Raw genomic sequence first — 21,443 nt, 5'->3', positions numbered from 1 at the left:
CAGGCAGAATCTAAAGCAAATGGGCGGGCTATGAAGTCAACGGAAGGGACGTCAGCGGCACAACTGCAGCAGTTGCTGCGGGAGTTGCAGCTCCTAAAACAGCAGGAGCAGGAGCGGCATTTACAGACAGAGCTGCGTCTGGAGGCGCTGGAGGATCAGCTGGCGCAGTTACTGCTCCGGGGCGAGGACTCGGTGCCCGAGGCGCAAGCTCAGGCGATGGGCCCTGCAACCGCCTCTCCCTGGCACAAGGCAGAACCTCAAGAGGCCGCGGTATCGGCTCAGGTAACGCCAGCTCACCCGCAAACCGCGAAAAGGGCACCAGGCTGGAGTCAAAAGGCCGGGGCGGCGCTGGCCACCGGCCTTGCAGGACTCCTTGGCCCCCTGGCCGGACTCCTGGGGCAAGCGCAGGATTTTTACCGCCATTACCAGTCAAAGGGTCAGGGGCCGGTATTCCTGATGACAGTGGCCGGCATCATCGCCATGACCCTGGGCTTTGGTTATCTGTTGCAGTATTCCCTCGACAACTGGTTGTCGGATACGGGCAAGGCGTTGTTGGGCTTTGCCTGTGCCAACGCCATCCTGGGACTGGGTGTTTGGCTCAGGCGACGACAACCCGCGGTGGCCGATTTTGGCTCGGCCCTGGTGGGGCTGGGACTTGTCATCAATTATCTCTGCGGCTACTTTGTCGGCCCCTATTACGGGCTTATCCCCGACAGCCTGAGTTATCTGTTGTTGCTCGCTATCACCCTGGGCGGTTATTGGTTGGCGCTGCGGTTGGAGGCCCGGGTCATCAGCATAGTGGCCCTTTTGGGCGGCTCCCTGGCGCCGCTGATGTTATTGCCCGGCAGCCAGGCTCCGCTGATGTATCTTCCTTACCTGCTGCTCCTGGGGCTGGGCTCGGTGGCCTTGTGCCAGCGGCTGCGCTGGCCGCTGTTGCTGGAAACCACGGCCGTGCTGCACATGGCCTGCATTGAAGTGCTGGGATTCTATCTCGACCTCCCCTTGGTGACAGGTACCATGGGCTGGTTGGCCCTATTGTGCCTGCATGGCATTTTCTATCTTTATGGCGCTTCGATCCTGTGGCTCTTTGGCCGCAATGGCTTAAGCCACAGGCTGTTGGCGCTGCCTGCGGCCTTGCTGGCCTTTATGATCTACAGTCTGGGGAGTTTCTCCGAATTTCCCGGCCAATGGCTGGCGTTCAATGGGCTGATCCTGTCCCTGGCCGGCTGGCGACTGAGGGGCTTCAGGCATCTGTGTTGGTTTGGCGCCGCGGCGTTGGCGGGCTTTGCCGCCCTCTATCTGCTCAGCGATGAACAACTGGGACTGGTGTTGCTGTTTGAAGCCCTGCTGTTGCTGTATCTCGGATGTCGTGAGCGCCAGGTATCGCTGCGACTGGAATCCATCGCCTTGCTGTTGCTGGGGCTGGCCATCAATTGCCCTCCCTGGCTGGAATTGCTGGTCGGGGGCGCTTTTTCCTTTGATTTGCCGTTTATCGCCTGGTGGTTGAGCACAGCGGCCCTTTATCTTGCGGCACGCATGCTGGCGGCGCCGGCAACGCCCGGCACACTTGAAGCCCGTCTGCTGACCCTGGTCAGGGAGCTGGCCAATCTGTGTTTGGTGTTGGCGCTGCTGGGAAGCGCCTATCTGCTGGTGCAGGAATACTCTGTGCTTTTGGTTATGCCCCTTGGGTTGGCACTACTTTACCTTGCCAAACGCTGGCAATTGCGCGGCAGTGAAATGCTTGCCTGGGTGCTGCAACTGTTACCCGCCCTGGTGGTGCTGCAAGGCATAGTTGTCAGTGGCAGTGTCCATTTCAGTGCCCAGCCCCTGTATGCGCAACTGGCGCGGATCTTCCTGTTCCTTGGTCTGCTGGGGGCCTGGTATGGCTACCGGCGCCTGTATCCCAAGGGCAGGATGAAGAAGCTGGCCTGGTATGCCCGTTTGCTGACCTTGTTCCTGTTGCCCTTGCTGCTGTTGCCCAAGGTGGTGGTCAGTTATGTGGCCTGGTTGGCACCGGCCCTGTGGGGCGTGGCGGCCTTGGCCCTGATCATTGGCCGTCGTTTCCGCCATCCCCTGCTGATGCGTGAGGCCGAGGTGCTGCTATGGTTGGCCATCCTGACCACGGCGGTTGAGTGTCTGCAGCAGCGTTGGCAGGGCTTGCTGGCCCTGACCATGGGCGCTGTCTGGCTTGGCGCCCTGGTGCTCAGATTCGGCCGCCTTCCCTGGTTGTGGCAACAGAGCTGCCGCCTGGGCTGGCAACTGGCGCCCTTCTACGGCGCCCTGGTGGTAGCCGTGATAGCGCACAGCATTGAAGGCTATTACAGCAATACCCTGGCCTTCAGTTCCCTGGCGGTGGCGAGCTATTTTTATTGGCTGTTGCAGGGGGCTCCGGCAGCATGCTTAAGGCCCAATTATGGCCTGGCCCTGGGCGGATTTTTTGCCGCCGCTCTCGTGCTCTGGTTGGCCTGGCTCCCGGTAGATACCCGGGGTGTCGATCCCTGGTTACTCGGGCTGGCGCAACTGACCTGTCTGGCCCTGATGTGGCAGGCACAAGTTCGCAGGCTGAGAGCCTTGCGGCGTTGGCACCGGCAGTTGCCTTCCCGCTGGCGGCCCATGGGCTGGCATGGTCTGTTGCTGCTGACCTATCTGCCCCTGTCGCTGACCCTGGGCGGTGCACTGGCTGCCGGGCTCAGTGCCCTGTTGATGGTGTGCCACGGTTGTTGGCTGATGTTCCTCAGCCTCAAACCCGCCAATCAGTCGCTGTTGCGTCTGGCGGGTGGCATCTTTGCCCTGGCCTGTCTCAAGCTGTTGTTGCTGGATATGGCCTCGGCCTCCCTATTGCAGAAAATAGTGGTATTTATGCTGATAGGCGCCATCTTGCTGGCCGTGGCCTTCTTCTTCCAGAAAGCCCGCAATCGTGTTTTGAATCTGGAGTAAGCAATCCCGGCCGGGTGGCCGGGAATTCTCCTCTTCATCCATCTTAAGTGGTTTTGTTTGTTTTCGTTTTGTCGATGTTTTCTTTTGTTTGCTTTTGTTTTATGGTGGTTGTTCCTTTGTGAAGCCGTATTCACCGTAACCCTACAAGATCTCCGAGGAAGAAAATGCCCAAGCCATTTCCCCTTTTCGCCCTGTGCTGCCGTCCCACAGCCCTGGCGCTGGCTGCCATTGTGTACTGTGGCCAAGGTCTGGCAGCCCCCGTGGGTGTGCTCACAGGTGTGGAACCAGGTGTGAGTCAACTCACTCTGACCACGGATAACCGGACTAAACTGCAAATCGATGTGCTTAAACCCAGCCTGTTGCGCATTCAGGCAGGATCCGGTGGCGAGTTGAGTGATGAAGGCAGCAAGGCCGCCGCCATAGTGGTGAAGCGTGACTACCAACCGGTGGCTTTTGAACTGAGCGATCAGGGTCAATACCAGTTATTGACCACCTCGGCGCTGGCGCTGCGGATCTACAAGCAACCGCTGCGTTTTGCCCTGTATAGGGCCGACAATCGCACCCTGATCACCGAGGAAGTGCAAAGTCTGGAGCTGAACCAGGACAGCACGGTACAAACCCTGAGTGCAGACGCTGATGAGTTTTTCTACGGTGGGGGCCAGCAGAACGGTGCCTTTGAGTTCAGGGGCAAGAGTCTGGAGATTTCCTATTCTGGCGGCTGGGAAGAGGGCGACAGGCCCAGTCCGGCGCCGTTTTTCATGTCCAGCAAGGGCTACGGTATTTTGCGCAACACCTGGAGTGATGGCAGCTATGACTTCCGTGGCGCAGATTACCTGCGCTTGGCGCACCAGGAAGGGCGTTTTGACGCCTATATTTTTGCCCCCGGCAGCATACAGCAGGTGTTGGCCGACTATACCGAACTGACCGGCCGTGCCCGCTTGATCCCCCGCTGGGCCTTCGAATATGGCGATGCCGATTGTTATAACGATGGTGACAATGTGAAAAAGCCGGGCACGGTACCCGAGGGCTGGAGCGATGGCCCAACGGGCACCACCCCGGATGTGATAGCTTCGGTGGCCAAAAAGTATCGCGAGCATGACATGCCCGGTGGTTGGATTTTGCCAAATGACGGCTATGGCTGTGGTTATACCGATCTGCCCGAGGTGGTCTCCGGCCTGGCCCAATATGGTTTCCATACCGGCCTTTGGACCGAAAATGGGGTGGACAAGATTGCCTGGGAAGTAGGCAGTGCGGGTACCCGGGCCCAGAAACTCGACGTGGCCTGGACCGGCCAGGGCTACCAGTTTGCCCTGGATGCCAACCAGGCAGCGGCCGAAGGCATACTCAACAATTCGGATTCCCGGCCCTTCCTCTGGACCGTGATGGGCTGGGCGGGGATTCAGCGTTATGCGGTAACCTGGACCGGCGATCAGTCCGCCAGCTGGGATTATATCCGCTGGCATATTCCCACCCTGATAGGTTCGGGTCTCTCCGGCCAGGCCTACGCCACTGGTGACGTGGATGCCATTTTTGGTGGCAGTCCGGAAACCTTTACCCGGGATCTGCAGTGGAAGTCTTTTACCCCTGTGCTGATGGGCATGTCCGGCTGGTCCAAGGCGGCCCGCAAACATCCCTGGTGGTATGACGAGCCCTATCGCAGCATCAACCGGGACTACCTCAAGCTCAAGATGCGCTTGATGCCCTACATGTACACCACGGCCTGGGAGACGGAGCAGACGGGGGCGCCCATAGTGCGCGGCCTGATGTGGGATCACGCCACAGGCGCCGAGACCCTGACCGAGGCACACAAATATCAGTTCCTGGTGGGCAAGGATCTGCTGGTGGCGCCGGTGTTTCGCTCGCAGGTCGCCAGCAAGGGCTGGCGCGAGGATGTGTTTCTGCCCAAGGGCCAGTGGATAGATTACTGGGATGGCCGGGTGGTGGAAGCGCCCGATGAGGGGCTCAGCCTGGACTATCAGGTGGATCTCAAAACCCTGCCGCTGTTTGTCCGCGGCGGTGCCATTCTGCCCATGTACCCCGAGTCCCTGTATGACGGTGAGAAGCCCAAGGATGTGCTGACCCTGGATATCTACCCCTGGGGCGAGTCCGAGTACCAAATGTATGAGGACGACGGCAACAGCCGCCGCTATCGGGAGGGGGAATTCAGTCAACAGCGTTTCGCGGTCAAAGCGCCCGAAGGCGTGGCCGGTGACATAGAGGTCCACATTGAAGCTGCCCAGGGCAGTTTTCAGGGGCAGGAGTCGCAGCGGGTGTACGAGCTGATGATCCACAGCCGGGTCAAGCCTGAGGCCGTAACCCTGGATGGTACCAAACTCAAGCTGTTCAAGGATGCCAAGGCCCTGGCCAAGGCGCGCAGTGGCTGGACCTACAGCGAGGAAAAGTACGGCACTGTGCTGGTCAAAACAGACAGGGTGTCCATCCGCGACAATCTGGTGCTGCAGCTTGCCATAGACGCCGCCGCGACCCTGGCCACCACAGCCGGTTATCCTGCTGCGCCCGAACTTGGCAACGAGCTGGCTGCCGATAGCCTGTTAGTGCTGGGACGACCCGCCGAGGAGTCCGGCCATCCACTGGAGAACGCCTTTGACGGCAATCCGGATACCTGGTTCCGCACCAAGCGGGATCAGTCCCAGAAGACAGGTGCCCATGAGTTCACCCTGGCCCTGGGCGAGCGACGGCTGATCGCCGGCTTCGAGATTGCACCTCGCAATGACAAGCATTGGGAATATGGGCAAGTGGCCGACTATGAGGTCTATCTGGGCGACAATAACGGCGAGTGGGGGGAACCTGTCGCCAAGGGACGATTGGCCAAGTCACAGCAATTGCAAAAGGTGGAATTCCCGGCCAAGCCAGGCAGTTTGTTGAGGTTCAGAGTGCTCAGTACCCAAGATCAGGCCGAAGTCGATCCCATGGTCACCGCCGCCAAGGACACCGCCAAGGCCTATAACGCCTTGCTGCCAAAACAGGTGTCACCCATCACCATTTCTGAGTTCAGGGTGTTGCAACAGTCCGAGCCCAAGACGGCCAGAACCCAGTTGTTCCTTGCTGAGCAATCGCCGCTTCGCAGCGACAATGCCCTGGGGCCGGTGGAGCTTAACCTTGCCAATGGCGGGCGTAAGAGCGGTGATGGTGCCCAGATGTCAATGAATGGATTGAAGTTCAGCAGGGGATTGGGTGTGTCCCACAGCAGTCGCATCGACTATCGCCTGAGTGGCCAGTGGCAATTGCTGCGGGCCGATCTGGGGATAGATGACAGCTGTCGCAGCAAGGGCGGAATGCAGTTCCAAATTTGGGGTGATGACAGGCTGCTGTACGATTCCGGGCTGGTACAGGCCCCTGCCGTGGTCAAACCCGAGCTGGATATCCGCGGCGTGAGTCTGCTTAGCCTGCGCACTACCGGTGGCAGCCCGGGCGTGTGTGGCAACTGGGCCAATGCATCCGTATTGGGCTTTCCTGCGGTTCCCGGTCAGCTATAGGGATTGTCATTCACCACAAAAACAGCCGCCGGATGTGCGGCTGTTTTTTTGTCTGCGCCAAAGATGTGTGTCTGGCTGTGTATTACCGGACTGTAGGGCCTAGACTTGAAAAAAGGCCGGTTGCGGACAATGAATGATGAAATTGTGGTGGGCGTTGGTGGCATTGCTGGGTGTGTGTGCCCAGGTCTGGGGAGCCGATCCGGATATTGATACCATTTCACCGCCGAATCCTCCCGATACCCGGCCGACCTTCATTATCGGGGTGCAAAATTTTTATTATCCACCCCATTACTTTATGCAAAATGGGCGCTACTCGGGCTTTGGCCGCGATGTGCTCGACCTCTTTGCCCAACAGCATAATTACCGCTTTGTGTACATGGCCGAACCCTATATCCGCACCGTAAAAGATCTGTTCAACGGCCGGGTCGACTTTCAGTACCCGGATAATCCCCAATGGCTTATCGATATGAAGGCCGATAAAACCCTGGTGTACAGTGCCGGGGTGGTGGGTTATGTCGATGGTATCAGCCGCCACAGCGGTAATGTGGGCAAGCCGCTGGACAGTCTAAAGCGTATGGCCATGCCCATAGGCTGGACTGCAGTGCACTATGTGCCCAGGGTTGCCCGTGGGCAATTGGAAATACTTGAGGTGTCCTCGGTGGAAGCCGTGATTGCCATGTTGCTGCGACAGAGGGTGGACGGGGTTTATCTGAATGCCGATGTGGTGCGGGCGCACTTTATGGCGCTGGGCAAGGACAAGGAAGTGCAATTCGATCCGGGATTACCCTATTCAAGTGGCGAATTCAGCCTGTCGACCATCAAACATCCGGCCATTATTGCCCAATTTGATCGCTTTTTGCGGGAACAGGCCGATGCCATAGCCGAACTCAAGCGTCGTTATCAGTTCAAATATGAGCGGATCCCGGCGCTGGGGGAAGAGTCGGAAAACTAATCGGCCTGGGGCAAAGCTGCCGCATCTGCTTCTGCAGCAAGCCTGGCACGTTCAGCTTTGGAGATATAGGCCGGCTTATTACTGCTATGCAGCTTGGCGTTGGCTTTTTTGGCCTTGGCCTTGAGGGTTTGGTTGATTTTCTTTTTGCGGTTCATCTTGCCTCCGGTGTGGAGCCGGGATTATAGCAGCGGCCCAACACCGGGGTGAACTGGATTCAGTCGCGGTTCACGACCCACAGGGCGTGCAATATACCGGGGATGTAAAACGCAAAGCAGAGAATGATGTTGATCAGTAAATCTTTACCTACACCGGCCTTGAGAAACACGGCCAAAGGTGGCAGGAACAAAGCAATAATAACGAGCAGCAATTTGTTGGTGTCCATGGTATTTCTCCTTTTTATTGGGACCATAACAGTAACTTGGCAGCCTTTGCGCTTTACGGCAAGCAGAATTATTGGCCGTTTTGCAATTTTGCTGACAGGGTAGCAATCCTGTGCAATCTTTAACGGAATCAGCATAAAAGGTTCGGTGATGGATATTCAGGCGCAGACCCTGTTCAGGGTCATCATACTGCTGTCGGCTATTTGCTCTCTTGCTTGGGCCTTTTTGGCCTATCCCCAGCGCATTGCTCCCCGTGCCAGCTGGCGCTATGCCGGTTCCTATGCCCTGATGATGCTGGGCCTGATACTGACGGCTGCGCGCCAGGCAGAACCGAGTTACCTTTATTGGTTTACAGCCGATATCTTGTTGCTGACGGGCTATTTGCTATTGCGCTGGGGAACCCTGCAACTGTTCCATTTGGATTCAGGCATAAAGCTCGATGTCCTGGTGCTGCTGTGTTTTGCCGGTTTAATGTTGTTGGTCCCACCTTCGGCCGCGTCCTCCCTGTATCTGGGCAGCCTGTTCTCCATTGCGGCGGCCTGGTTGTTCTGGCGCCTGGCTCAGGCTAATTTCGAGGGCTTGTCCAAGAGCATGTCCCGTTGGCGGGCATGGCTGTTGGTCAGTCCCATTCTGTTGGCCAGCCTGTCCTTTGTGGTCAGGCTGGGGGTGATCCTGTGGTTGGGGCAAGACGGGAAGCGCTTTGTGTCCCTGGATACCGCCGAGGCCGTGCCCATACTTTGGCTCTATCTGGTGCAAACCTTGGTTATCAGTATCCTCACAGTGGCCAATGCCATTACCCGTTTGGTGACCAAGATCCGCTATCTGGCAGACAGGGATTTACTGACCGGTCTATGGAACAGGCGCAGCTGTGCCGGCAAACATGAACGTCTACACCAAGCCTGGGAAAAGGGTGAAACGCCGGTCTATAGCTTGATCCTGATGGACCTCGACCATTTCAAGCAGGTAAACGATACCTATGGCCACCTGGCCGGTGATGAGGCGCTGCGGCAGACGGCCCTGTTGTTGCAGCGCGAATGCCGCCGGGATGACGTGTTGTGTCGTTTCGGTGGTGAGGAGTTCTTATTGCTGCTGCCCAATACCGATGCCCGCCAGGTGCGCGAGCTGGCGGAGACATTGCGCCAGGCGTTGATGCAAAATCCATTGCGCTGGAAAGATCAGCAGATCCCACTCAGCGGCAGTTTTGGCTGCGCCACAGTTCGTGGTGGCTTGATGCCGACCGATTTGCTTGAGACCGCCGATCGTGCCCTGTATCTGGCCAAGGACGCCGGCCGCAATTGCATTGGCCCCGAGTCAAGCCGGCCAATCGAGGCCGACGGCTGAAAACCAGGGCCCCTGCAGCTGCTCGGTGACCTGTGGCAACAGAAACTCCTGCCCCTGCTCAGGGGGACAGCGAAAAAGATAATCCGTGCCGCGGAAGTTGAAGTTGAGTTCATAGGCATGCAAATAGCCGCGATCCGCTGCTGCCCCGCCGTAGAGGCTGTCACCCAGAATCGGTACCCCCAGACTGGCCAGTGCCACCCGCAGCTGGTGGGTTTTGCCTGTCAGCGGTTTCAACAGGTATAAGCGCAGGCCCTCGGCCACTGAATGGGAAAAGAACTGGGTGATGGCAGGATTGTCCAGAGTGCGGGTCAGCTTGTATTGACTGCGACGGGACTTGGCCATATCCCCGGCGATACGACCTTGTTTCTTCTTGGGTTTCCCTTGTGCCAGCGCCAGGTAATATTTCTGTACCCTGTGTTGGCTGAACAGCTCGGTAAAGTCGCGGGCAGCATCGGACGACTTGGCCAGCAGCAACAGACCTGAGGTCAGGGTATCGAGTCTGTGTACCGGATACAGCTTGAGCCCCAACTGCTGTTCGGCCGTGGCCACCACCCCGGCAGTGCCGTCCTGGCTGTGGAAATGCACGCCGGCATGCTTGTTGATGACCAAAAAGTCACTTTGCTCGCTGATGACTGTGAACATTAGGCCTCTCAGGGCTGAAATTGGATTCGCACCACCAGCCCGGGATCATTGTCCAACAGGCGGATGATGGCATTGTGGCGCGATAATATCGCTTTTACCATGGACAGACCAAGGCCCGTGCCCAGCTGATTGCGGCTGGGGTCGAGCCGGACCAGGCGTTCAAACACCCGCTCCTTGGCTTCATCGGGAATGCCCGGGCCGTTGTCGCGGATCTCCAATACCGGCCCCTGCTGGACCAGCTCAATGTGGGCGCCGTGGCCGGCATATTTAATGGCGTTGTCCACCAGATTGAACAGCGCCTGGAACAGCAGGTGTTTATCGCCGGACAACTGGTATTCCCGCCCCAGAGACAGACTCAATTGCTGCTCCTGTTCCTCCGCCAGCACTCCCGCCATTTCCACCAGATCCTGGCACAGCTGCTGCAGGCTCAGGGGCTGCAGATCCAATTGCTGCTTACCTTCTTCAATGCGGGTCAGGGACAACATGGCATCGAAGGTGGCCAGGCAGTGGTCCAGCTCTTCTATCAAACCTTCACAGGCCTCGGCTCTGGCTTCGGGCTCTTGATCCTTGAGCTGTTCCAGGCCGATACGCAGGTGTGAAAGCGGTGTGCGCAGGTCGTGGGCTATGTTGTCGGTGACGCCGCGGACCGCATTGAGATTGTGCTCCAGGGTATCGAGTACCCGGTTGAACTGGCCCGCCAGCATGTCAAATTCGTCCTGGCGCCAACTGATGGGCAAACGGGTGTCATACTGGCCCCGCTCGATACGGATGGCCAGGCGGTTGTACTGCACCAAACGCCGCAAAATGGCCTTGGAGAACAATAAGCCCAAGGCCAGGGTCAGCACTATGGTCAGGGCCACGGCCGTGGCGGCGGCACGGATGAATTTTTTGATCAGCGCCGCCAGATGGTCGGTGCGGGTGGCGATAAGCACAGGCCCGTAGGCGGTCACGGCCAAGCCGCCGGTCAGTATGTGCAACCTGTCCGGGCCGCCTGTGAGTATCGGAAAGTCCACCGTTTGCGGCAACAGCGGAATATCTTCAGGGATCAGGCTCAGGGCGCCGATAAGATCGGCACTGTTACGCCAGGCCACCAGGGCGGTGCGCGGATCCGCCGCGCGGACCTGGGCGGCAAAACTGCGCCTGTCGACATTCAGCGCCAGTTGCTGGTAGCGCTGCATTTCCCCCATCAGGCGTTGTTGTACCTGATTCTGCTGTTCGGTTACCAGTTGGCGGTAGAGGGCGAACAGCAAAATGCTGATGATCAGGGTCACCAGCACTGAGAAGGTCAAAGTAATGCCCCAGATGGAGCTTTGGTGAGGCTTAATGCCTTTGACGAAGACGATAACCGGCCCCTCTGACGGTTTCTATCAGCTCGCCGTGGCCCAGTTCTTCAAACTTGCGCCTCAACTTGGCAATGTGCACGTCGATGACATTGGTGCGGGGATCGAAGTGGTAGTCCCACACGGCCTCGAACAACAAGGTGCGGCTGATCACCTGGTTGGGATGCTCCATCAGGTACTTGAGCAGCTGGAATTCCTTGGGTTGCAGCAACAGCTCTTCACCGTCGAGGGTGACACAGCGGGCCAGCAGATCCATGGTCAGCGGGCCGCACTGCAACTGGGTTTGCAGCGGTTGGGATTGGCCGCGGGAGATCAATATTTCGCTGCGCACCAGCAACTCGGAAAAGGCGAACGGCTTGGTCATGTAATCATCGCCACCGGCGCGCAGTCCCTTGACCCGCTCGTCTACATGGGCCAGGGCGGAGAGGATAAGCACCGGGGTTTGATTGCCTGTTGCCCGCAGTGCGGCAAGGATTTTCAGGCCATCAAGGCCGGGCAACATGCGATCGAGGATGATCAGGTCGTGATTGCCCGAGGTGGCCAGCAACAATCCCTGCTGGCCATCGTTGACGGCCTCGATATTGTGACCCTGTTCGGTGAATCCCTTGACTATGTAGTCAGCTGTGGTCAGGTCGTCCTCGACCAAGAGGATTTTCATGGCTACTCCTTGTCTTACTCCCAGGTCAGCATGGGCAGGGGTTTGAGCTTGTTGATGTCGAATGCCAGCTTGCGTTTGCCGTTCTCATCCATCAGTTGGAACTCCAGGTAGCTGATACCGAGATCGTGCTCCAGCTGCGCCTCAATCAGCTTGCCCTGTTGCTCCTGAACCGCCAGGGTGACCAAAGCCGAGAAGCTCAGCTCCTTTTGCTGCAGTAACTTGACCGCGGCCAGTTCATCCTGATCGTCGGCCTCCAGTTTGTTGACCTTTTGCAGCAACAGCTTGCCATCACTGGCCCTCAGGGTCAGCTCGGTCAGGCTGTCTTCGGCCGGATTGATAAGGTCGAACTCATAATGCAGTTCACCGTCATCGAAATCTATGTCGAACTGGCTGATGATCCCCGGCTGTTCGGTTTCGATTTCGGCCATCAGCACCAGAGGATCCTTGGGATTGCCGGCCACCAGACTGTCATAAAGCGGATTGGCGGCCTGGGCCAGGCCCGAACCCAGAAATGATGCACCCAGGAATGATGCATATAGGCACAACCTCATTTTATCCTCCATCGACACCCGCCCCACGGCAGCTTGTCATTAACCTCAGACAGTGGTCCAGTATACTGGTTGGTGGCTGAAGTGCCGATGGAATTCAGATTAAGTTTTGATCATCCAATCAAGGATATGGAGGGTTTGTGACTGTTTCAGCGCCATATCGGGGAAACTGTGTCACTCAGGACTCCAGTATGTGCAGCAAATCGGGTCTCAGGTGCACCTGAGTCTTCACCCCGGCCGACAATCCCAGACGCCGTGCCAGGTGCAGGGGCACCTCTGTCGCCAGACTGGCATCACAACCGGGAATACTGGCCTCCAGGCGCAATGAGTCACCCAGCGGCAGGGCCGTGTCTATGCTCAGTGGCAGCTCATTGCCCAGCGCTTTGTTATGTCCCGGTGCCAATGCGCTGAAACGTATGCCCTGATTGGGAATAAGCCAACGCACCCGGCTGCCCTCAGCCATGTGACTGGCGTTGGCACAAAACAGCCGCTGATCACCGAAGCCCAACCAACAGCCGTCCTTTTCATTGGCGAGTACCTGGCCATCAAAGATGTTGCGCAGTCCCAACTGACGCGCCACTGCCTCGGTTCTGGGGCGGGCAAACACCTCCTGCGGTGGCCCCTGTTGCAACAGTTGCCCCTGGCTCAGCAGCAACATGCGGTCCGCCAGCAACAGGGCTTCGTTAAGGTCATGGGTCACCAGGATCACCGGAATGGCAAGCTCCTGGCGCAGGCGGGCCAGCTCCAGGTACAGGCGTTCGCGGGTCTCCCTGTCCACCGCCGAGAAGGGCTCGTCGAGCAGTAGCACCGAAGGTTCCCGGGCCAGGGCGCGGGCGAGGGCCACCCTTTGCTTTTGGCCACCGGACAACTGGGCCGGCAAGCGCTTATCCAAACCCTGCAGATTGACCCGCTCCAGTGCCGCCCTGGCCCGGTGCAGTCGCTCGGCCTTGGGCAAATGGTCCAGGCCCGCCAACACATTTTCCAAGGCCGTGAGCCTGGGAAACAGGCCGAAATGCTGGGGAACATAACCTATATGGCGTTGCTGGGGACTCAGGGCCAGCCTTTGCTCGCTGTCGAACCAGGTGCGCGGACCATGGCAAATACGCCCCTGCTGGGGATGGTTGAGACCGGCGATCATCCTCAGCAAGGTGCTCTTGCCGCCACCGGAGGGGCCCACCACCGCCAGCACCTCGCCGGCCCGGCAGCCGAACTCGGCTTCCAGCCTGATGCCGGTTTGTTGGGATATACGCACCTGCAAGTCGGCGATGATCTGGCTCATGGCTGTGAACTCACTCCGGCATCAGCGATGGTCGCCATCCTGGCCTCCCAGGCGCCGCGACAGGCTGGTGGTAATCGCCAGGGCGGCAATGGCAAACAGCAATAACAGCAGGGACATGATCCCGGCGGCGTCGAAATTAAAGGCCTGCACATTATCATAAATGGCGATGGAAACGGTTTTGGTTTCACCGGCAATATTGCCGCCCATCATCAATACCACCCCAAACTCGCCGAGCACGTGGGAAAAGCACAGCACCAGCGCCGTTAACAGGCCTGGGACTATCATGGGCAGCTCGATGCGCCAGAAGATCTTCAGCGCCGGCATGCCGCAGCAGGCGGCCGCGTCGCGCACCTCCTTGGGAATGGCTTCAAAGGCGCGCTGCAAGGGTTGCAGGGCAAAGGGAATATTCACCAGCACAGAGGCCAGCACCAGGCCGGAAAAATGAAAAACCAGTTCCAACCCAAACCAGTCTTTGAGCCAGCTGCCCAGCAGGCTCTGGTTGCCGAAACCCACCAACAGGTAATAGCCCACTACCGTGGGGGGCAGCACCAGGGGCACCAACATCAGCGCCTCCACCATGCTGCGGCCGCGAAAGCGACTGAAGGCCAGCCAGCGGGCGGCCAGGGTGGCCAGTGGCAGCAGAATAAGCAAGGTCACCAGCGCCAGCTTGACCGACAGTGTCAGGGCCTGCCAATCCATTAAGGCTGCTCCGGCAGGGCAAAGCCAAAGTCGGCAAAGGTGCTTCTGGCCGGCTCACTTTGCAGGTAAGCGTAAAATGCCTGTGCTCCCCGGCCTGCGCCCGGCAGCAGTACCATGCGCTGGGCAAGCGGTGCGTGGCTTGAGAGCGGCAATGCCAGTACCCGGGCCCTTTGTTTGAATGCCGGTGCCTGGCTCAGGGACAGGGCCACTATGCCGCCCTGTGCCGATCCGCCGAGGGCGAACTGGGCCGCCTGGGACACGTTTTCCCCCAGCACCAGCTTGGGTTGCAGCGCTTGCCACAGGCCCTTTTGCTCAAGCAGGGTGCGGGCGCGTTCACCATAGGGGGCCAGTTCTGGATTGGCGATGGCAAAGCGCTGTAATTGACCCGAAGTCAGCAGTTGCTTGAGTCCATCGAGATTGTCATCCAGCTGCAGCGGTGAGTCCTTGGCCGCCACCAATGCCAGACGGCCATAGGCGTAAACCACGCCGTCATTGTCTGTGATACCCTGTTGGCGCAGACGCAGCACATAGGCCTCATCGGCGCTGAGGAACAGTTCAAAGGGGGCGCCGTGGCTGAGTTGGGTGGCGAAATTGCCGGAGGAGCCAAAGCTCAGTCGCAGCTTGTGGCCCGAGCTGTGTTCAAAGTCGGTGGCTATCTGTTCCAGGGCAAACTTAAGGTTGGCGGCTGCGGCCACGGTAACGGTCTCGGCCCGCAGCGGCAGCGCCAGCAGCGTCAAACAGAGCGCCAGCCATGGCCTCATGCCTCTTTCTCCAGGGAAGAGTGCTCCGAAGACGAGTGCTCCAAAGAAGAGGGCTCTGCAGCTTGCTGTGCCGATGCCCAGGCTTCGGCCGCCTGGGCGTCGCTGTCCCTGGCGTCTATCCAGCGTCGTCCCTGTTGCCCTTGCTCCAGTTTCCAGAAGGGGGCGCGGGTCTTGAGAAAATCGATCAGAAATTCACAGGCATCGAAGGCGGCCTTGCGGTGGGCGCTGCTGACGCCGATAAACACGATTTGCTCACCCAGTTGCAGACTGCCGACCCTGTGGATCAGGGTCAGGCGATTGAGGGGCCAGCGGCCGCGGGCCTCCTGCGCTATCTGCTGCAGCACCTTTTCCGTCATGCCGGGATAGTGCTCCAGGGTCAGGCCCGTGACCTCGGAGCCATCGTTGAAGTCGCGCACCTTGCCGACAAAGGTCACCACGGCACCGTCGGCGGGGTCGTCCGCCAGGCGGGCATACTCATGGGCAACACTGAAATCGCCGGTTTGCACCAGGACAAGGTCTGTGTCTGTCATCTCAGCCTCCGGTCACCGGCGGGAAGAAGGCCACTTCATCACCGTCTGCCACAGTTGTGTTCCATTGGCACAGGGTTTGATTGACCGCCACCAACAGCTTGTCGGAGCCCAGCACCCGGGCCCACTTGTCGTCCCGCGCCGCCAGTTGTTGGCGCAATGAATCGGCGGTTTCGCCTTCCCGGGCCGGTATCTCAATCCTGTCGGTGCCGAGCAATTCCCGCACCTGCGCAAAAAATAACACTTTTATCATCATCTTATACCTTGAAATGTCCAGACTTGCCGCCGCGTTTTTCAAGCAGCCGTATCGGGCCTATCTGCATGTCTTTCTGTACCGCCTTGCACATATCGTAAATGGTGAGTGCGGCCACCGAGGCGGCGGTCAGCGCCTCCATCTCGACCCCGGTCTTGCCGGCCAGCTTGCAGCGGCTGCTGATCCTGACCCTGTTGTGCTCGGGCTCAGGCTCCAGTTCCACTTCCACCTTGGTCAGCATCAGTGGGTGGCACAGGGGAATGAGGTCGGCGGTCTTCTTGGCGGCCATGATGCCGGCGATGCGGGCAGTGGCAAACACGTCGCCCTTGTGATGGCGACCGCTGAGGATCAGCTCCAGGGTCTCGGGGGCCATGCTGATATAGGCTTCGGCCCTGGCTTCGCGCTCGCTGATATCTTTGTCGGTCACGTCCACCATGTGGGCATGGCCACTGGCGTTGATGTGGGTAAATTGGCTCATGGGTTTCCTTGCAAAAATCGGTTAGCCGCCGATGGAGGCCAGATGTTGGGTGACGCCGGTGAAGCCCTGGTGCAGCAGATGGGTTTCCCGCTTCAGCAGCAGTTGGCGCTCCAGACGGGCGATAAGTTCCGGCCTTTGTTCGGCGCTTTGCAGCAGATCCCGCAGTTCCAGACCACCCTCGGTGAACAGACACAGGTGCAGCTTGCCCCGGGCCGAGACCCGCAGACGGTTACAGCTGTCACAGAAGTGCTTCTCGTAGGGCATGATAAGGCCGATGCGGCCCTGGTAATCGGGATGGCTGAAGTTTTGGGCCGGACCGTCCTCGGCGCCGCGGGGATCCAGGGACCAGCCTTCGGCCAGCAGGCGCTCGCGTATGCTGCTGCCGGGCAGGTGGTGGGCCTGGAAATAGTCCCGGCCCAGACCGGTTTCCATCAGCTCGATAAAGCGCAGATCCAGTGGTGTGTGCTTAATCCAGTGCAGGAAGCGCGGCAGGTCTTGGTCGTTGAGGTTTTTCAGCAACACGGCGTTGATCTTGACCCGCTCGAAGCCCGCTTCCAGAGCCGCGTTAACGCCACGCATCACCTCATCGAAGCGGTTTTCGCCGGTGATCTGATAGAACATTCTGGGGTCCAGGCTGTCCACCGACACATTGATGCGCCTCAGGCCGGCATCGAACCATTCCCGGGCATGTTTCTCCAGGCGATAACCATTGGTGGTGCAGGCTATGGTGTTGATTGTCTTGGTATCGGCGATTACACGTATGATATCGCTGAAATCTTTGCGCAGCGTGGGCTCGCCGCCGGTGATCCGCACCTTGCGGGTGCCGGCCTCGGCAAAGGCGCCCACCAGATGACTGATTTCATCCAGAGACAGGAAACCGGGTTTACCGTCCGGGCGGTAGCCGTCGGGCAGGCAATAGCTGCACTTGAAGTTGCAGACGTCGGTCACCGACATCCGCAAATAATGAAATTTGCGGCCGAAATTATCTTGCAGTTGAGACATGGTCACCTTTCCAAGTCGTGGGAGGTAAGGGCATTTCTGCGCTTACCCTGGTGGCGAAATTGCCACGGCTTCAGGTCCATATCTGTGTTGACTTAGGACGGGAAGCTCGGAGAACCGTCACTGCCGATTATAGGCCTAAGGCCCCCCGGCTCCATACCTCTTACGTGTATTTCTTGGCCTGGATCAAAACGCCGTTAACAATTTGTGACAGTGCTCACTCTCAGGCGGAAACTGTAATACACTAGGCGGACCCGGCCCCCCTGTGCCTTGGCGCAATTTTCAGGTAAGGTGGCCACAAACATGAGAAAAACACCCGTTGGCAACGGGGGACAAGTGAAGGAAAGAGGTGAACAGATGGAACGCGAATTCATGGAGTTCGATGTTGTTATCGTCGGTGCAGGCCCTGCCGGATTGGCTGCCGCCTGCCGTTTGATGCAGATCTCCCGTGACACAGGTAAAGAAATCACTGTGTGCGTGGTGGAAAAAGGCTCCGAAGTGGGGGCCCACATTTTATCCGGCGCCGTGTTTGAGCCAAAGGTGCTGGACGAGCTGTTCAGCGACTGGCGTGACACGGGGGCACCGCTGCTGACGCCTGTGACCGAAGATGAGATCCATCTGCTCAAGTCCGACAGTGCCTCCCGCCAGCTGCCCAATGCCCTGGTGCCCAAGACCATGCACAACCATGGCAACTATATCATCAGCGTTGGCAACCTGGCCCGCTGGCTCGCCGGCCGCGCCGAAGAGCTGGGCGTGGAAATTTTCCCCGGCTTCGCCGCCAGCGAGCTGTTGTTCCATGAAGATGGCAGCGTCAAGGGCATACTGATTGGCGACATGGGCGTCGGTGCCGATGGCGAGCCCAAGGACAGCTACATGCCCGGTATGGAACTGCACGCCAAGTACACAGTGTTTGCCGAAGGTTGCCGCGGCCACCTGGGTAAGCAGCTGATCGCCAAGTACCACCTCGACAACGGCAAGACGCCGCAACATTACGGCATAGGTTTCAAGGAAATCTGGAAGGTGCCGGCCGACAAGCATCAGCCCGGCAAGGTGGTGCACACGGGTGGTTGGCCTCTGACCCAGGGCGCCTCCGGCGGTGGCTTCCTGTATCACATGGAAGACAACCAGGTGGTGGTGGGTCTGATCATCGACCTCAACTACCAGAACCCGCACCTGAGCCCTTTTGATGAGTTCCAGCGTTACAAGACTCATCCGCTGGTTGCCCAGTATCTGGAGGGAGGTGAGCGCCTGTGCTACGGCGCCCGCGCCATCACCAAGGGCGGTCTCAATGCCCTGCCGAAGATGAGTTTCCCCGGTGGTCTTATCATAGGTTGCGATGCCGGTACCCTGAACTTTGCCAAGATCAAGGGCACCCACACCGCCATGAAGAGCGGTATGCTGGCCGCCGAAACCCTGGCCGAGGCCCTGATGGCCGGTGTGACCGAAGGTAAGGATCTCGACTGCTTCCAGGAGCGTTTCGACCACAGCTGGCTGGCGGATGAACTGTATCGCTCGCGCAACTTCGGTCCGGCGATGCACAAGTTCGGCACCCTGCTCGGCGGCGCCTTCAACTACATAGATCAAAACTGGTTTGGCGGCCGTTGCCCCATCACCTTGCGGGACGAAAAGCCCGACTATGCCCAGATGGGTCTGGCCAGCGATTATCCCAAGATTGATTATCCAAAGCCCGACGGTAAGCTGAGTTTTGACAAGTTGTCCTCGGTCTACCTGTCGAACACCTTCCACGAGGAAGATCAGCCCTGCCATTTGCGCCTGAAAGACGAGCGCATTCCGGTGGAGGTCAACCTGGCCAGATACGATGAGCCGGCCCAGCGTTATTGCCCGGCCGGGGTGTACGAGATAGTGGAAGAGGCGGGACAACCCAAGTTCGTGATCAACTCGCAAAACTGCATCCACTGCAAGACCTGCGATATCAAGGACCCGAGCCAGAACATTACCTGGGTTACGCCGGAAGGCAGCGGTGGTCCCAACTACCCGAACATGTAAGACTCAGCGCCGGAGCCCAAAACTCCGGCGTTTTTTTTGGCTGATTTTTGGCAGCACCCAAAAAAATCCACCATAATTCATCGGTCTATCACATATTTTTCGTCGGGACGGGCGGGATCTTTGTGACCCATCACGGCAGGTTGGTCCCATTGTGGCGATACTTGCAGGTTCAGGCATTGGACCAGGCGCTATCCGAGGGCAAAGCACATCATGAATTTGAACAGACTCACCATAAAACAAAAAATCCTGCTGACGGTCGCGCTGGCTATCCTTTTGTCCACCTCCCTGGTGGGGGTACTGAGTCAACGCAGTGCCCGCGATGTGGTCGAGAAGCGCATGTTGGACTCGGAAATGCCCAGCCTGATGCTGAGCATACGCAACAAGCTGGAAATGGACATAGTTACCCTGATGAATGCCGCCGAGCAGCTGGCCAACAGCCGCATGTTGCTGCAATGGCTGGAGTCGGACAGGCCCGCGGCCGATGAGCCCAGGGTGGTGGCCCAACTTAAGGACGTGACCCGCCAGTATGACCTGGTGCAGGCCTCCTATGCCGATCGTCAAACCGCCGCCTATTACACCCAGGATGGCTTTTTACGGATCCTGACCCCGAGTCAGGACGGCTGGTTCTTCGGTTACCGGGACAGCGGTCAGGAACGGATGCTGAACGTGTTTACCGAGGCCAATGGTGAGGTCAAACTCTTTATCAACTATCAGCAACCCTCGGGTCGGGGCTTGGTGGGGCTGGCCAAATCTCTTGATGATATGGTGCGGCTGCTGGCCTCGTTCAAAATAGAGCAGAGCGGCTTTGTGTATTTGGTGGATGCGAGCGGCAAGGTGCAGCTGCACCAGGACAAGAGCAAGATAGGCAAGGCCAATCTGTCCAAGCTGTATCCCGATGCCGACACCAACAAGTTGCTGACAAAAAGCGATTTCAGCCTGCTGCGGGCCGAGGTCGACGGTGAGTCGACCCTGATCGCCAGCAGCTATATTCCGTCCATGGACTGGTACCTGCTGGCCCAGGTGCCTGAGGCTGAGGTGTTTGCGCTGTTGTCCGATGCCGTGCTGCACATACTGCTGTGGACCCTGGCCATCGCCGTGGGCTTCGTTATCCTGGGGTCGACCGTGGCCGGCAGCGTCAGCAAGCCCATTGCCAAGGTGGCTGACATGTTCCGCAACATAGGGGAAGGCGAGGGTGATTTACGCCAACGTCTGCCGGTGGAAGGCGAGGATGAAATTGCCGAATTGGCCAAGGGTTTCAACGCCTTTATTGCCAAGATCCAGGATTCGGTACTGGAAGTGGCGCGCACCAGCGAACAACTGGGGCAGTCGGCGCGGGACGTGTCGCGCCAGGCGGGGCAAACCCTCGATGACAGCCATGAGCAGAAAGATCGCACCATGCAGGTGGTGACCGCCATCAATGAGATGGGCGCCACTGTGAATGAGATTGCCGGCAACGCCGCCCAGGCAGCCGATGCCGCCAAGGACGCGGACACCGAATCGGTTGGAGGCCAGCGGGTGGTGACCCAAGCCAGAGATACCATCAATCAGCTGTCACGGGACGTGCAGCAGGTGGGTGAGGTGATTGAATCCCTGGCGACCCATACCAAGTCCATCGGTGGCATTTTGGATGTGATCCGCGCCATATCGGAGCAGACCAACCTGCTGGCACTGAACGCCGCCATTGAAGCTGCCCGTGCCGGTGAGGCCGGTCGCGGTTTTGCCGTGGTGGCCGATGAGGTGCGTAATCTGGCGTCGCGCACCGCCGCCTCCACCAACGAGGTGCAGGGCATGATTGACAAGCTGCAGGCCGAGGCGACCCGGGCGGTGAATGCCATGTCCCAAAGCCGCAGCCGTTCCCAGGAAGGGGTCAAGGCCGTGGATGAGGCCAGTCAGGTGCTGAGCGGTATCAGCGAGCGCATAGGCCTTATCAGTGACATGAATATCCAGGTGGCGGCGGCCACCGAAGAACAGTCCACAGTGGTGGAGGACATCAATCGCAACGTGACCGAAATCAACGAGATCACCCAGCGCACCGCGGAGACCGCTCAGGCGGCGGCCCGCGCCAGCCAGGATCTGACCTCTTTGGCGGGACGTCTGGACCAGTTGGTGGCCAAGTTCAAGGTGTAATAAGCGCTTTAACAATCA

General features: G+C 58.7%; 19 protein-coding genes and 1 riboswitch. Of the genes, 6 read left to right on the top strand and 13 right to left on the bottom strand.

The window, feature by feature from the left end:
* Positions 1–30 precede the first annotated feature (30 nt).
* The 3 genes from JYB84_RS17920 (at position 31) to JYB84_RS17910 (ending at position 7,386) form a co-directional block, all read left to right on the top strand.
* Positions 31–2,937: a DUF2339 domain-containing protein gene (locus tag JYB84_RS17920; RefSeq protein WP_207321358.1), complete on the top strand. Its 2,907-nt coding sequence runs from the start codon at positions 31–33 to the stop codon at positions 2,935–2,937.
* 164 nt (positions 2,938–3,101) lie between these two features.
* Positions 3,102–6,434 (top strand): TIM-barrel domain-containing protein, encoded by a 3,333-nt coding sequence (locus tag JYB84_RS17915; protein ID WP_207321357.1) that lies wholly within the window; start codon positions 3,102–3,104, stop codon positions 6,432–6,434.
* Between the two features lie 133 nt (positions 6,435–6,567).
* Positions 6,568–7,386, top strand: coding sequence for a substrate-binding periplasmic protein (locus tag JYB84_RS17910; protein ID WP_207321356.1), 819 nt, complete (start codon positions 6,568–6,570; stop codon positions 7,384–7,386).
* Here JYB84_RS17910 and JYB84_RS17905 read toward each other — a convergent pair.
* Together JYB84_RS17905 and JYB84_RS17900 are read right to left on the bottom strand one after the other, a co-directional pair.
* Positions 7,383–7,541 (bottom strand): DUF2986 domain-containing protein, encoded by a 159-nt coding sequence (locus tag JYB84_RS17905; RefSeq protein ID WP_207321355.1) that lies wholly within the window; start codon positions 7,539–7,541, stop codon positions 7,383–7,385. The two genes, JYB84_RS17910 and JYB84_RS17905, sit on opposite strands and share 4 nt — an antisense overlap.
* A gap of 59 nt (positions 7,542–7,600) precedes the next feature.
* On the bottom strand, positions 7,601–7,768 hold the full coding sequence (locus JYB84_RS17900) for a YqaE/Pmp3 family membrane protein (RefSeq protein WP_207321354.1): 168 nt from the start codon (positions 7,766–7,768) through the stop codon (positions 7,601–7,603).
* Between the two features lie 148 nt (positions 7,769–7,916).
* Between JYB84_RS17900 and JYB84_RS17895 the strand changes: the two genes are divergently transcribed.
* Positions 7,917–9,107 (top strand): GGDEF domain-containing protein, encoded by a 1,191-nt coding sequence (locus JYB84_RS17895; protein ID WP_207321353.1) that lies wholly within the window; start codon positions 7,917–7,919, stop codon positions 9,105–9,107.
* On the opposite strand, the gene JYB84_RS17890 is transcribed toward JYB84_RS17895, so the two are convergent.
* The 11 genes from JYB84_RS17890 to moaA form a co-directional block, all read right to left on the bottom strand.
* Positions 9,078–9,749 (bottom strand): TIGR01621 family pseudouridine synthase, encoded by a 672-nt coding sequence (locus JYB84_RS17890; protein ID WP_207321352.1) that lies wholly within the window; start codon positions 9,747–9,749, stop codon positions 9,078–9,080. The genes JYB84_RS17895 and JYB84_RS17890 overlap by 30 nt on opposite strands.
* Before the next feature lie 8 nt (positions 9,750–9,757).
* A complete protein-coding gene (locus tag JYB84_RS17885) occupies positions 9,758–11,020 on the bottom strand; it encodes a sensor histidine kinase (RefSeq protein WP_207323296.1) in 1,263 nt (420 codons plus the stop codon).
* Between the two features lie 49 nt (positions 11,021–11,069).
* A complete protein-coding gene (locus JYB84_RS17880; protein ID WP_207321351.1) occupies positions 11,070–11,747 on the bottom strand; it encodes a response regulator transcription factor in 678 nt (225 codons plus the stop codon).
* Between the two features lie 14 nt (positions 11,748–11,761).
* Entirely contained in the window at positions 11,762–12,298 is a 537-nt protein-coding gene (locus JYB84_RS17875) for a hypothetical protein (RefSeq protein WP_207321350.1), read from the bottom strand.
* A 175-nt stretch (positions 12,299–12,473) separates the two neighbouring features.
* Complete coding sequence (locus tag JYB84_RS17870) at positions 12,474–13,574, bottom strand: ABC transporter ATP-binding protein (protein ID WP_207321349.1); 1,101 nt, start codon at positions 13,572–13,574, stop codon at positions 12,474–12,476.
* Between the two features lie 21 nt (positions 13,575–13,595).
* Positions 13,596–14,273 carry a molybdate ABC transporter permease subunit gene (gene modB / locus JYB84_RS17865; RefSeq protein WP_207321348.1) on the bottom strand — a complete coding sequence of 226 codons (678 nt, stop codon included), beginning with the start codon at positions 14,271–14,273 and terminating at the stop codon, positions 13,596–13,598.
* Positions 14,273–15,034 carry a molybdate ABC transporter substrate-binding protein gene (gene modA / locus JYB84_RS17860; RefSeq protein ID WP_207321347.1) on the bottom strand — a complete coding sequence of 254 codons (762 nt, stop codon included), beginning with the start codon at positions 15,032–15,034 and terminating at the stop codon, positions 14,273–14,275. The genes modB and modA overlap by 1 nt, the downstream gene beginning before the upstream one ends.
* Positions 15,031–15,564 (bottom strand): molybdopterin synthase catalytic subunit MoaE, encoded by a 534-nt coding sequence (gene moaE, locus JYB84_RS17855; protein WP_207321346.1) that lies wholly within the window; start codon positions 15,562–15,564, stop codon positions 15,031–15,033. Before moaE ends, modA begins: the two co-directional genes overlap by 4 nt.
* Position 15,565: 1 nt before the next feature.
* Entirely contained in the window at positions 15,566–15,814 is a 249-nt protein-coding gene (gene moaD, locus JYB84_RS17850; RefSeq protein ID WP_207323295.1) for a molybdopterin synthase sulfur carrier subunit, read from the bottom strand.
* A gap of 4 nt (positions 15,815–15,818) precedes the next feature.
* Complete coding sequence (moaC, locus tag JYB84_RS17845; RefSeq protein WP_207321345.1) at positions 15,819–16,292, bottom strand: cyclic pyranopterin monophosphate synthase MoaC; 474 nt, start codon at positions 16,290–16,292, stop codon at positions 15,819–15,821.
* Positions 16,293–16,313: 21 nt separating this feature from the next.
* Positions 16,314–17,294, bottom strand: a complete 981-nt coding sequence (gene moaA / locus JYB84_RS17840; RefSeq protein WP_207321344.1) for a GTP 3',8-cyclase MoaA — start codon at positions 17,292–17,294, stop codon at positions 16,314–16,316.
* Positions 17,282–17,418, bottom strand: a riboswitch (molybdenum cofactor riboswitch). (Overlaps the previous gene by 13 nt.)
* Before the next feature lie 230 nt (positions 17,419–17,648).
* On the opposite strand from moaA, the gene JYB84_RS17835 reads away from it, so the two are divergent.
* Positions 17,649–19,298, top strand: coding sequence for an electron transfer flavoprotein-ubiquinone oxidoreductase (locus JYB84_RS17835; protein WP_207321343.1), 1,650 nt, complete (start codon positions 17,649–17,651; stop codon positions 19,296–19,298).
* A gap of 210 nt (positions 19,299–19,508) precedes the next feature.
* A complete protein-coding gene (locus JYB84_RS17830) occupies positions 19,509–21,425 on the top strand; it encodes a methyl-accepting chemotaxis protein (protein ID WP_207321342.1) in 1,917 nt (638 codons plus the stop codon).
* The last annotated feature ends 18 nt before the right edge of the window (positions 21,426–21,443 follow it).

Source organism: Shewanella cyperi, from assembly GCF_017354985.1.
In the GTDB taxonomy this organism is placed as follows: Bacteria; Pseudomonadota; Gammaproteobacteria; order Enterobacterales; family Shewanellaceae; genus Shewanella; species Shewanella cyperi.
This window is presented reverse-complemented; position numbering and strand designations above follow the sequence as displayed.